Source organism: Streptomyces tsukubensis, from assembly GCF_003932715.1.
GTDB classification, from domain to species: domain Bacteria; phylum Actinomycetota; class Actinomycetes; order Streptomycetales; family Streptomycetaceae; genus Streptomyces; species Streptomyces tsukubensis.
Map to the genome: position 1 here is coordinate 1445186 of NZ_CP020700.1, position 11996 is coordinate 1457181.

The 11996-nt window shown below is 73.5% G+C and carries 11 protein-coding genes; 4 read left to right on the top strand and 7 right to left on the bottom strand.

Features of this window, described 5'->3' with window-relative positions; translation table 11 throughout:
* Positions 1–200: 200 nt before the first annotated feature.
* From B7R87_RS04980 to B7R87_RS04990, 3 genes are all read right to left on the bottom strand, one after another.
* Entirely contained in the window at positions 201–923 is a 723-nt protein-coding gene (locus B7R87_RS04980) for a histidine phosphatase family protein (protein ID WP_006350177.1), read from the bottom strand.
* A 242-nt stretch (positions 924–1165) separates the two neighbouring features.
* A complete protein-coding gene (locus tag B7R87_RS04985; protein WP_006350176.1) occupies positions 1166–1951 on the bottom strand; it encodes a ferritin-like domain-containing protein in 786 nt (261 codons plus the stop codon).
* 263 nt (positions 1952–2214) lie between these two features.
* On the bottom strand, positions 2215–3264 hold the full coding sequence (locus B7R87_RS04990) for an LLM class F420-dependent oxidoreductase (protein ID WP_006350175.1): 1050 nt from the start codon (positions 3262–3264) through the stop codon (positions 2215–2217).
* Positions 3265–3430: 166 nt separating this feature from the next.
* Here B7R87_RS04990 and B7R87_RS04995 point away from each other — a divergent pair, with 166 nt between their 5' ends.
* From B7R87_RS04995 to B7R87_RS05005, 3 genes are all read left to right on the top strand, one after another.
* On the top strand, positions 3431–4414 hold the full coding sequence (locus tag B7R87_RS04995; protein WP_006350174.1) for an aldo/keto reductase: 984 nt from the start codon (positions 3431–3433) through the stop codon (positions 4412–4414).
* Positions 4411–6789: a helix-hairpin-helix domain-containing protein gene (locus B7R87_RS05000; protein ID WP_130585435.1), complete on the top strand. Its 2379-nt coding sequence runs from the start codon at positions 4411–4413 to the stop codon at positions 6787–6789. Before B7R87_RS04995 ends, B7R87_RS05000 begins: the two co-directional genes overlap by 4 nt.
* 202 nt (positions 6790–6991) lie before the next feature.
* A complete protein-coding gene (locus tag B7R87_RS05005; RefSeq protein ID WP_006350171.1) occupies positions 6992–7918 on the top strand; it encodes an aminoglycoside phosphotransferase family protein in 927 nt (308 codons plus the stop codon).
* A 114-nt stretch (positions 7919–8032) separates the two neighbouring features.
* Here B7R87_RS05005 and B7R87_RS05010 read toward each other — a convergent pair whose 3' ends face one another.
* On the bottom strand, positions 8033–8683 hold the full coding sequence (locus B7R87_RS05010) for a hypothetical protein (RefSeq protein ID WP_006350170.1): 651 nt from the start codon (positions 8681–8683) through the stop codon (positions 8033–8035).
* 47 nt (positions 8684–8730) lie between these two features.
* Here B7R87_RS05010 and B7R87_RS05015 point away from each other — a divergent pair, with 47 nt between their 5' ends.
* Positions 8731–8919: a DUF5703 family protein gene (locus tag B7R87_RS05015; protein ID WP_006350169.1), complete on the top strand. Its 189-nt coding sequence runs from the start codon at positions 8731–8733 to the stop codon at positions 8917–8919.
* Between the two features lie 196 nt (positions 8920–9115).
* Here the strand turns inward: B7R87_RS05015 and B7R87_RS05020 are convergent, their stop codons facing one another.
* From B7R87_RS05020 to B7R87_RS05030, 3 genes are all read right to left on the bottom strand, one after another.
* Positions 9116–9937: a chaplin gene (locus B7R87_RS05020; protein WP_006350168.1), complete on the bottom strand. Its 822-nt coding sequence runs from the start codon at positions 9935–9937 to the stop codon at positions 9116–9118.
* A gap of 154 nt (positions 9938–10091) precedes the next feature.
* Positions 10092–10325 (bottom strand): chaplin ChpH, encoded by a 234-nt coding sequence (gene chpH, locus B7R87_RS05025; RefSeq protein WP_006350167.1) that lies wholly within the window; start codon positions 10323–10325, stop codon positions 10092–10094.
* Between the two features lie 195 nt (positions 10326–10520).
* Positions 10521–11846 carry a M20/M25/M40 family metallo-hydrolase gene (locus tag B7R87_RS05030; protein ID WP_006350166.1) on the bottom strand — a complete coding sequence of 442 codons (1326 nt, stop codon included), beginning with the start codon at positions 11844–11846 and terminating at the stop codon, positions 10521–10523.
* Between the last annotated feature and the right edge of the window lie 150 nt (positions 11847–11996).

An 11996-nucleotide genomic window follows, 5' to 3' on the forward strand; every position in this document is an offset into this window, starting at 1 on the left:
ACTCCCTCGGGCTCGGGGACAGCCGCCGGGCCGTGGTCCGACGGCCGGGGCCTGTGCGGTGACTCCACCCCGCCGGGGGTGGCTGTGCTGTTGACGACGGCGGGCCGGCCGGGCGCCGGCCGCGCGGGCACGCAGGGACGGTGTCACGTGCCGTACGGCCGCATGCGCCGACCGCCCGTCCACCCTACTGCGCCGGACGATCACGGGGCGCCCGCACCACCCCCTACCACCGCGTTCCCCTCGGGGGCGGGGTCGCCGCCGGTCGTATCGGCGTCGGTCCTGCGGCCGTGACGGGATACGAGGGAGCCGAATTCGCCGGTGTCACCTAGACGCAGCAGGAAGGGGCGGGTGCCGGTGTACCGCACGGCGGTGACGGAGCAGGGTTCGGCGTGGATCCGCTGGAAGAGGTCGAGGTGGAGGCCGAGGGCGTCGGCGACGAGGGATTTGATGATGTCGCCGTGGGTGCAGACGAGATAGGTCGCGTCCTCGCCGTGCTCGGCCGTCACCCGGGCGTTCCAGTCCCGGACGGCGTCGACGGCCCGGGCCTGCATGGCGCGCAGGGATTCCCCGCCGGGGAAGGCGGCCGCCGAGGGGTGTTGCTGGACCACCGTCATCAGGGGGTCGTCGGCCAGCTCTCCGAGCTTGCGGCCGGACCAGTCTCCGTAGTCGCATTCGGCGACGCGCTCGTCGGTCCGCAGCTCCAGCCCGGGGCGGGCGTCGAGGAGCGGTCCGAGGGTCTCCCGGCAGCGCTCCTGGGGGCTGGTGACGGCAAGGGCGAGCGGCACGGCGGCGAGGCGTCCGGGCAGTGCCGCCGCCTGTTCGACTCCGCGCTCGTCGAGATGGACTCCGGGGGTCCGGCCCGCGAGCACGCCCGCCGTGTTGGCGGTGGAGCGTCCGTGGCGTACGAGAATCAGGGTGGCCATGTCCGCCAGGGTAGGCGCCCGGGCACGGCCCGTGGGGGGCCTGTGGACAACCGCCGCGGACTCGTCCCCTCCGCCCCGGCCGCCTGTGCCGTACAGATGTTCGCCGGTTGCGGCGTTCGTATCCGCTGGGGCCGTCGGGGCGGTTTCCGGCGCGCCGGGGCGTCACCGTCCGGCCCGGCGGCCGGGCGGCGCGGCAGCGGGCAGGCAGACGGACAGACAGGAGCGGAGCGGCCGTCCGGGGTTCAGAAGGCGGGAGCGGGAGCCGCGGGTCCGTCGAGGGCCCCGCGGCGCTCCGGCATTCGCAGCCGGACCATACGGCGCCAGCCGCCGAGCCGTTCGTAGAGGTACATCGCATGGACCCCGGCGGTCAGCACCGCCGCCTTCGTCGGCGACCAGCCCAGCAGACCCCCCATGCGCTCCATGACGGCGAGGCTGACGTCGCGGTAGATCCGGATCTCCGCGAGGGCGCACGAGCGCAGGATCCGGCGGATGGCCGGGCCGTGCCCCGCGGCGGTGAGCCGCAGGAGTTCCTCGTGGCAGTAGGCGAGGTGGTTGTCCTCGTCGTGGGAGATCATCCTGATGGCCTTGCCGACCTCGGGGTGGTCGCCGAAGTATCTGACCAGCATGATCATCTGGTCGGCGGCGCGCTGCTCGGTGACCCGGCTGTGGGAGAGGTAGACGACGATGTCCTGTTCGGTGAGGGTTTCCTCGCGGCCGAGCTTCTCGTGCGCGAGACCGATGCCGCGGCGTTCGAGGAGCATCGTGTAGTCGGCCTCGGGCGGTACGGGGACGGGGTCGAGCCCGCGCTTCCTCAGCAGGGCGTTGAAGATCCTGCCGTGCTTGTCCTCGTCGGCGCCGTGCCGGGTGATCCTGGGGGCGAGGTCGCGCAGGCCGGTGGGTACGAGGGCGGCGATGCGCGCGTTCTCCCAGCCGCCCTGTGCCTCGCCGCTCGCGGCGATGGAGCAGAAGAGCCGGTAGGAGTCGTCGTTGTCGAGGATTTCCTGGAACAGGCTTCGGGCCGAGAGCATGGCTGCACCTCCTGAAAGCATCCGCAAAGAACGAGTCAAATGCGGTGGGGCACAGGTGGCAACAGCTCGGACGGACAACTGCGCCGAACAGGTCACGGCCCTGCTCCGGACGGTGCCGGCGAGGCGGGTGGGGCGCGCGTGCCGACCTGTTGCGGCGGCCGCGGGGCACGTCTGTCAGCGCCGTGGCCGTGGCGGAACGGCGCGGCCGCCCCCGTACGGCGCCGCGCCGTTCGACTGCCGTGCCCCGGGCCGGTCCGCCGGGCTCAGGCCAGTCCGGCGTGCTCCAGGGCCTCCGTGCCTGCGCGCAGGGCGGCGAGGCGCTCGTCGAGCGTGAATCCCGCCGGGGCGAGCGTGAGGGTGGTGACCCCTGCGTCCGCGTAGGCGCGCATCCCGTCGGCGATCCGCTCGACGGAGCCGAGGAGGGTCGTGGAGTCGATCAGCTCGTGCGGTACGGCGGCGGCGGCGCCGTCCTTGTCCCCGTCCAGGTAGCGGTCCTGGATCTCGGCGGCCTCCTTCTCGTACCCCATGCGACGGGCGAGCTGGTTGTAGAAGTTCTGCTTACGGCTGCCCATGCCGCCGACGTAGAGGGCGGTGTAGGGGCGGAAGACGTCGGCGAGCGCGGTGACGTCGTCCCCGAGCGCGATCGGCAAGGTCGGACAGACGTCGAAGCCCTCCATGGTCTTGCCGGCCTTCTCGCGGCCCGCGCGCAGCGGCCGGATCGCGGTCTCCTCCAGATGCGCGGCGGACGGGAAGATCAGCAGGGCGCCGTCGGCGATCTCACCGGTCTGTTCGAGGTTCTTGGGGCCTATGGCGGCGATGTAGAGGGGGATGTGCTCGCGCTGGGGGTGGACGGTGAGCTTGATGGGCTTGCCGGGGCCGCCGGGCAGCGGGAGGGTCCAGTGCTCTCCGTCGTGGGTGAGCCGCTGACGGGTCATCGCCTTGCGGACGATCTCGACGTACTCCCGGGTGCGGGAGAGCGGTTTGTCGAACTTCACCCCGTACCAGCCCTCCGAGACCTGGGGGCCGGACACCCCGAGGCCGAGCCGGAAGCGTCCGCCGGAGAGGGAGTCGAGGGTGGCGGCCGTCATGGCCGTCATGGCGGGCTGGCGGGCGGGGATCTGCATGATGGCGGAGCCGACGTCGATGCGCTCGGTCTGCGCCGCGACCCAGCTCAGTACGGTCGGTGCGTCGGAGCCGTAGGCCTCGGCCGCCCAGCAGACGTCGTAGCCGAGGCGGTCCGCCTCCCGGGCGACGGTCAGATTGTCGCCGTCCATACCGGCGCCCCAGTAGCCGAGATTGATGCCGAGCCGCATACCCACTCCCCTTACCAATCAGTAACATCCCTGTGGCGGGGACTCTAGCGCGCCCGGACCGGATCCGTCAGGGTCGTCTTCGCCACCTCGTACCGCGGGCCGGGCCGTTGCCCGGTTGTCCACAGGCTCTCTCGGTGTCGTCCCCCGGCCAGTACCCTCAGCGCTCATGGAGCAGAGGCATCTCGGCAGCACCGGCCTGCGCGTGTCCCGGATCGGGCTCGGCACCCTGACCTGGGGCCGGGACACCGACGAGCACGACGCCGCCGACCAACTCAAGGCGTTCTGGGAGGCGGGCGGGACGCTCGTCGACACCGCCGATGTGTACGGGGGCGGGGATGCCGAGTTCGTGCTGGGGCAGCTCGTGGAGCGGCTGGTGCCGCGGCGGGATCTGGTCATAGCGACCAAGGCCGGGAGCGTGCCCGATCCCGACCGCCGCTTCGACGGCTCGCGAGGGCATCTGCTCGCCGCGCTCGACGACTCCCTCCAGCGTCTGGGCACCGACCACGTCGACCTGTGGCAGGTCCATGCCTTCGACCCGCTGACCCCGCTGGAGGAGACCCTCCAGGCCGTGGACACCGCCGTCACCAGTGGCCGCGCCCGGTATGCGGGCGTGTCGAACTTCTGCGGCTGGCAGCTCGCCAAGGCCGCGACCTGGCAGCTCGCCGCGCCCGGGGTACGCACCCGGATCGCCAGCACTCAGATGGAGTATTCGCTGTTGCAGCGGGGGGTGGAGCGCGAGGTCCTGCCAGCCGCGCTGGACCTGGGCGTCGGTCTGCTGCCGTCGTCGCCGCTGGGGCGCGGGGTGCTCACCGGCAAGTACCGCGGTGGGGTACCGGCGGATTCGCGGGGCGCGTCGGAGCGGCTCGGTGCCTTCGTCGAGCCGTATCTGGACGAGACGGCCGACCGCATCGTGGGTGCGGTGACCACCGCCGCCGACGGGCTCGCCGTGACACCGCTCCAGGTGGCGCTGGCCTGGGTCCGGGACCGTCCCGGAGTGGTGGCCCCGATCGTCGGCGCGCGCAACGCGAAGCAGCTCGCGGCCGCGTTGTCGGTGGAGACGCTTAGTCTTCCTGACGAGATCCGCCGGGCGCTCGACGATGTGTCGGCTCCCGTGCACCGCTATCCCGACCAGGACTGGAGCACGCTGTGACCGCGCCTTCCCGGGGGCCGCACCCCGAACCCCCGGCCGACGCCGAGGGCCGTGAGCCCGAGGCCGCCGAAGACCGCTCCGCAGCCGGGTCCGGTGTGCCCGGGGAGACTCCGGCGGCGGAGGGCCGGGAGGTACGGACCGCGGACCCGGACGGCGCCCGCGAGGAATCGGCACCCGACGCACCCGACGTATCCGGCAGCGCGTCCGAGGGCCCGGAGGCTTCGGTGGCTTCGGAGAAGCAGCCGTCGGAACCCGGTTCGGAAGCGGAACCGGACGGCTCCCCGGAGGACCCTCCAGCCGCCGAAGGCGGAAACAGCGGCAACGGAGACGGTGGCCGGGAGGCCGGGCAGTTGTCGGAGGCGCAGGCGGAGCTGGCCGCGCAGCGTGAGCTGCGGGCGAAGATCGCGCAGCGCAAGGCCGAGCGGGCCGGGCCGGTAACCGCCGGTGAGCGGCTGAGCGGTTCCGCGGCCGAGCTGCTCGCGGCCGTCCGGGCCGTGGAGCGCGGCGAGAAGTCGGGCAGCGCGTTCTTCCCGGCGGCGGCCGCGGCGGCCCGCCCCGTCGAGACCGCCCCGCCGCGGGTCACCGGCCCCCGCCCCGCTCCCGAAGCCCCCGCGGTGGTGGCCGGGCCCGCGCCCGAGGCCGTGGCCGCCGTGCGGGCCGTGCTGGCCCGGGGACGTGCTTCCGAGGAGTCGGCCCCCGCGGTGGTGGAGGCCCTCGGGGAGCGGGCCGCTGCCGTCCTGCAGGAAGACCCCTGGCGGCTGCTCGCGGTGCCCGGGGTCGGCCCCGAGCAGGCCGACTCCTTCGCCCAGGTGCTGCTGGCCGGCGACTGCGGTCCCGGGGACCCGCGGCGCACCGCCGCCCTGATCGTTCGGGAGCTGGAGCGGGCGGCGCTGCGGGGAGACACCGCGGTGCCGTCGTCCGCCGTTCTGGCCGCGCTCGCCGGGCGCGCGGTGCCCGACCCCGACGAGGCGCTGGAGCGGGCGGTCGCCGACGGCGTGGCGCTGGCCTTCCCCACTGATCCGGCTGATCCCGCAGATCCCACCGGTCCTGCCGGTGCCGTGCACGAGACCGGTGCCGCGCCGGCCGGGGAGGGAACGGAGGATCCGGACGGCGACGAGGAGGCTCCGACGGGGCCCGTGCTGCTCTCCCTCGACCGGTACGCCCTCGCCGAGGAGAGCCTCGCCGACGGTCTCGCCAGACTGGCCAGGAGCGGCCCGGACACCCGCTGGGAGTCGGTGGCGGAGCCCACGGAACTCACCCGCGCCCTCGCCGCCCACGGGCTGGTCCTCCACACGGGCGGCGAGGCCGCCCGCGCCGAGCCGGCCGCCCTGGCCGGGGCCGCCCGGTCCCTGGGGCTGACGGCGGTCGTCGCCGTCCACAGCGAGCAGGCGGCCCGCGCCCTGGGCCCGGAAGCGGTCACGGTCGCGGCGCTGCTCGCCGGAGCGGCCGGACCGGGCCGTGACGAGGACGGCGCCTGGGCGCTCGACCTGCTGGTCGTCCTGGACGCACCCCGGCTGGGCGTGGAGCCCGCGGCGGTGCTCGTCGAGTCCCTGCCCGACGGCGCCCGGCTGGTGCTCGGCGGCGATCCGGGTCAGCTGGGCCCGGCGGGTGCCGGTGATGTCTTCACCGATCTGCTGGCCTCCGGGGTCTGCCCCCGGATCGCCTCCCGGATCCCGGACCCCGGCCCGGTCGGCGAACTGGTCTCCGGGATCGGCGTCGGTGAGCTCAACCAGGTCGAAGCTCCGGGCAAGGAGGTCGTGATCGTCCCGGTGCGGGACGCGGGCGAGGCCGTCCACCGCACGGTCCAGCTGGTCGCCGACTCGATTCCCCGGGCGATCGGCGTCCCCGCCGACCGCACCCAGGTGATCACCGTCGCCCACCACGGTTCCGCGGGCACCCGCGCGCTCAACACGGCGCTGAAGGCCCGGCTGAACCCCGGCCCCGGCCGCTTCGGCGGCTACGACCCCGGCGACCGGATCGCGTACACCCCCGCCCCGGGACGTACGGTGCCCGGCACCGTCGTCTCGGCCGACGCGGCGGGCCTCCGGCTCGACTGCGAGGGTACGGCGGTGACGGTGGCCAGGGACCGCGTCGGCGCGACCCTGCGGCACGGCTGGGCCCTGACCGCCCATCAGGCGGCGGCGCTGCGCTGGCCCGCGGCGGTCGTGGTGCTGCCCGGCGACGCCGTGGACGCGCTGAGCCGTCCCTGGGTGTACACGGCGTTCGGCCGCGCCGAACGCCATCTGTCGGTGGTCCACGGCGCCGAGGCGGCGCTGCCCGCAGCGGTGGCCACGATCCCCGGCGTACCGCGCACGACCCGTCTGCGCAGCCTCCTCACGGCCCTGCTCTCCGCCTCCGGCGGCCAGGAGGCCTGACCGGTCGCGGCCGCCCGGCCTTCGCCGCCGGGCGGCCGGATCCGGCCGGTCCGACACCGGACCGGCCGGAAAAAATCCCGCGGCCCGGCGATCACGCCGCGTTAGGGTGGCCGCATGCTTTGACGCCTGCCCGGAATCCGGGCACCCCCGCCGCCTCCTTCGTACACAACGGCATCCGCTGTCCACGAAGGAGTGACATTCCATGACCACATCGACCCCGATCGACGTCCCCGACGCCTTCGCCGCGTCGTACGGCACCCAGGGCGCCGAGGCGCGTGCCTGGCTGGCCGGGCTGCCGAGGCTCGGCGAACAGCTGCTGGACCGGTGGAAGCTGCGGCTCGACGGCCCGGCCCGCTGGGGCATGGCCTCGCTGGTCCTGCCCGTGCGCCGGGCCGACGGCACGCCCGCCGCGCTCAAACTCCAGCAGGTGCGCGAGGAGACCGCCGGGGCAGCCGACGGGCTGCGCGCCTGGCGGGGCAACGGCATCGTACGGCTGCTCGAAGACGACGAGGGCAGCGCTGCCCAGCTGCTGGAGCGGCTGGACGCGTCCCGGCCGCTGTCCTCGGTGACCGACGAGGAGACCGCTGTCGGAGTAATCTCCGATCTGCTCGCCCGGCTCACCGCCCTACCCGCGCCCAGCGGGCTGCGCAGCCTGTCGGACATCGCCGCCGCGATGGTGGAGGAAGCCCCGGCAGCCGCCCCGGCGCTGCGCGACCCGGACGAGCGGAAGCTGCTGGAGACCTGTGCCGCCGCCGTCGCCGAGCTGGCCGGGGAGGCAGGGGACCGGCTGCTCCACTGGGATCTGCACACGGGCAATGTGCTCGCGGGTGAGCGCGAGCCCTGGCTGGCGATCGACCCGGAGCCGCTGGCCGGGGACCCCGCGTTCGACCTGCTGCCCGCCATCGACGACCGGTGGGAAGCGGTGACCTCGTCCGGCGACATCGGCCGGGCCGTACTCCACCGCTTCGACCGCCTGGCCGAGGCCGTCGGCGCGGACCGCCGCCGGGCCGTCGGCTGGACGCTGGGCCGGGTGCTCCAGAACGGGCTGTGGGACGTCGAGGACGGTAAGGAGACGCTGGAGCCGACTCAGGTCACCATCGCCAGGACGCTGCTGGACCACCGGCGGTAGGGCAGCCCGTGAAGGGGCGGTGCCACGCCTTCGTACCGCCGAGAGGCCGGGCCCTGCTCCCCCGGATTCGGGGAGCAGGGCCCGGCCCCGTACCTCCTGCGCGGCCGCCGCCGGTCAGCGGCGCAGTTCGTCGAGCTCCTCACCGAGGTCGTCCTCGTCGAAGACGGCGCTGACGTCGAAGCGACAGATCACCCGCTGGGCATCCGCTTCGAAGGGAGCGGCCAGCCATTCGCCCGGCTCGGGGAGTTCGTCCCCGGCGGAGACCCAGAGCGTGGAGTCGCCCTCCTCCAGGCCGAACTCCTTGTGCCGGGTGGCGATCTCGTCGGGCTCGTACTCCCCGAAGAGCACCCCGAGCGCCGTGTGCACGCTCGCCCCGGCGGGCCGTGCGGCCCCCGGAACGGGGTCGTCCACGGCCTCGATGTCGGCGATGCGCTGGGCCTGCGCGAGCAGCCGCTGAGGCTCGACCACCGCGTAGTCACGGCGGATGAGCACGCTGAGGGCATTGGGTTCCTCGGGCCCCGCATAGGGCGGCAGCGCGTCCTCGGCCCCCGGGATCTCGAAGGGCGTGACCTCGTCGTAGCGGTCGTAGAGCCGTTCGTCGTACGCCTCGGCCGCCACGGCCAGGGCGTTGAACGCGTCGTAGACGGCCGGGTCGTCCTCTCCCGTGCGGTTCTCGACCGCCGCGAGGTGACGGTCCAGTGCGGCTTTGACCGCCTCGGCGGCGGCACGTACCTCGGCAGCGGTGGGCTGCGCAGCATCAGACATAGTGCAGACGCTATCCGTACCGGGGCCGTGCCCGCACAATAGATGCGATGCCGGAATACGAATTTGTCGACGTGTACGTCCCCCGCGGGGTCTCCCGCAAGGAGGCGACGCGTCTGCTCACCGACCATGCCGAGTACGGACACTGGGAGTTGGACCGACTGACACTGCACCGCGACGGCAGCCGGAGAGTGCGGCTGCGGCGGCGGATCATCCGCCAGCTCCGCGCCACCTGGTGATCACGCCCCGGTGGCCGGTCGGCGGCACAGGGGCGTCACCGGGTGATCGGCGCGCTGTCCGCCGGTCACCCCGGTGCGATCAGCGCGAAAGGGGCCCCGCCGCAGCGGGGCCCGCTCTGTCGTCCGCGTACCCCGGCCGTTGTGTGGGCGCCGTCCGGGCGGCGCCGGGCGCGGGGGTACGGGAGGGTTCCGGCGGTCAGGCGGAGGCGCGCGACCGCCGGTAGAGGACGGCACCGGCCAGCAGCAGGCCGGCTCCGGCCGGGGCGATCAGGCCGAGCGAACCGGCTCCGGTCTGGGCGAGGACGCCGTCGTCCTCGGCCGGGCGTTCGGCGGACCGGCTCACGGGCGCCTCCGGGGCGCGGTTGACCGGCTTGACGGCGGTCGGCGGTTCGACCGGCTGCCCGGGCTTGACCGGCGTGACGGGCTGCTCGGGGGGCAGCGGCTGGGCGATCGAGCTGTCGTTGACGCAGGTGTTGCCGAACGCGGGGTTCAGCAGGCTGATGATGTCGACGGTGTTGCCGCAGGCGTTGACCGGGACGTCGACGGGAGCCTGGACCGTGTTCCCGGAGCCGACGCCCGGGGAGTTGGCCGTGCCGCCGCCCGCGTGGGCGCCGCCGCCGGTGGTGGTGCCGGAGCCGTTGGTGGCCGCGGGCAGGTTACCGGCGGGCAGATGGGTGGCCGGAACGCCGTTGCCGGAGCCGTTGGTGGCCGGGGCGGGCGCGGGAGCGGGCTTGGCCTGCGCGGGCTTCGCCGGTCCGGCCTTGGCCGGGGACGAGGTGTTGGCGCAGTTGTTGCCGAACGCGGGGTTCAGCAGTCCGACCACGTCCACCGTGTTGCCGCAGGCGTTGACCGGGACGTTGACCGGGACCTGGACCGTGTTCCCCGAGCCGACACCCGGGGAGTTGACCGCCGCCCCGTTCGCTCCGGAGTCCGCTTGTGCGTATCCCCCGCTGAGAGCGAGTGCCCCGCCCGCCGCCGCGGCCATGGTGATCAGGCCCTTACGCGTCACCTGTCGCATAGGTGATTCCCTGCCTTCTTGAATCGTCAGGAATTCCTCCGGGCACGGGCGCCCGGGGCGGAAATGCCGGGCGGTCCCGGAGTGCGTGGTTGCGCTCCGGGACCGCCCGCCTTCATACCCGGGCCCTCGGGGCCCGGGGCATGTGATGCGGCATTCAGCCGTTGATGCAGGTGTTGCCGAAGGCGGGGTTCAGCAGCCCGACCACGTTGATGGTGTTGCCGCAGACGTTGACCGGCACGTGGACCGGAACCTGGACGACATTGCCGGACAGCACACCGGGGGAGTTCACAGCGGCACCCTGGGCGCCCGAGCTGGCCACGGCGGCACCCGCGCCGGCCAGCACCAGACCACCGGTGACAGCCGCGGCGGCGACGACCTTCTTGATCATTATTCCTCCTAGTAGGCAGTGCGGTCCCAGCCGCGGACCGCACCACCTGTAACGAGGAGGGTTCGAGGGAGCTACGAGGCGGAGGAGGCTTTCACTCTTTTCAGTCGGTCACGCACACAGAGACGATTGTCGGAGGGTCGCACCGGCGCTGCCGGAAGCCGGGCGGGGGTCTCGGCAGGGATCTCCGCCGGGGTCTCAGCAGGCGTCGAGAAAGCGGTCCAGGACACGGACGCCGAACTTGAGCCCGTCGACGGGGACCCGCTCGTCGACGCCGTGGAACATTCCGGCGAAGTCCAGCTCGGGCGGCAGTTGCAGCGGCGCGAAGCCGAAGCAGCGGATGCCGAGGTCGTCGAAGGACTTGGCGTCGGTACCGCCGGAGAGCATGTACGGAACGGCCCGCGCGATCGGGTCCTCGGCGCGCAGCGCGGACTGCATGGCGTCCACCAGATCGCCGTCGAAGCCGGTCTCCAGCGCCTTGTCGGCGTGGACGTCCTCGCGCCGTACCCGCGGGCCCAGCAGCCGGTCGAGATCGGCCAGGAACTCCTCCTCGTGCCCCGGCAGGAAGCGGCCGTCGACATGGGCCGTGGCCTGCCCGGGGATGACGTTCACCTTGTAGCCGGCGCCCAGCATGGTGGGGGCGGCGGAGTTGCGCAGGGTGGCACCGATCATCTTGGCGATACCGCCGAGCTTGGCCAGGGTGGCGTCCATGTCCTCGGGGTCGAGCGGGGTGCCGAGCGCATCGGACAGCTCGTCGAGGAAGGACCGTACGGTGGGGGTCATCCGCACCGGCCAGCGGTGCCGGCCGAGCCGTCCGACGGCCTCGCACAGTTCGGTGATCGCGTTGTCGTTGTTGGTCATGGAGCCGTGGCCGGCCGTGCCGTCCACGGTCAGCCGCATCCAGTGCATGCCCTTCTGGGCGGTTTCCACGAGATAGAGCCGCAGGTTCTCGTTGACGGTGAAGGAGAAGCCGCCGACCTCGCCGATCGCCTCCGTGACGCCCTCGAAGAGGTCCGGGTGCTTGTCGACGAGATGGCGGGCGCCGTAGGTACCGCCGGCCTCCTCGTCGGCGAGGAAGGCCAGGACGATGTCGCGCGGGGGCTTGCGTCCGCTGCGCAGCCGGTCCCGTACGACGGCGAGGGTCATGGCGTCCATGTCCTTCATGTCGACCGCGCCCCGGCCCCAGACGCAGCCGTCCGCGATCTCCCCGGAGAAGGGGTGATGGGTCCAGTCGTGGGCGTTGGCCGGTACGACGTCGGTGTGCCCGTGGATCAGCAGCGCGGGGCGCGAGGGGTCCTCGCCCTCGATGCGGGCCACCGTGGAGGCCCGGCCCCGGTGCGATTCGATGATCTTGGGTTCCAGCCCCACGTCGGCCAGCTTCTCCGCGACGTACTCGGCCGCGGCGCGCTCCCCCGGCCCGGAGTGGTCGCCGTAGTTGCTGGTGTCGATGCGGATCAGTTCCCGGCACAGATCCACGACCTCGTCCTCGCCCCGGACGGTCCGGGCACTCGTCGGCTCGCTCACGCTGGTTCCTCCCGCAGTCGCTGGTGCTTCCCGCCCATCCTCCCGCGCCGGGGGCCGTGTCCCAAGAGAAGCCCGGCGGAACCGGGCGGTGTCCGGCGGAAGGGGAGCCGGGGGGAAGGGGAGGGGGAAAGGGGTGATCGGAGACCTCCG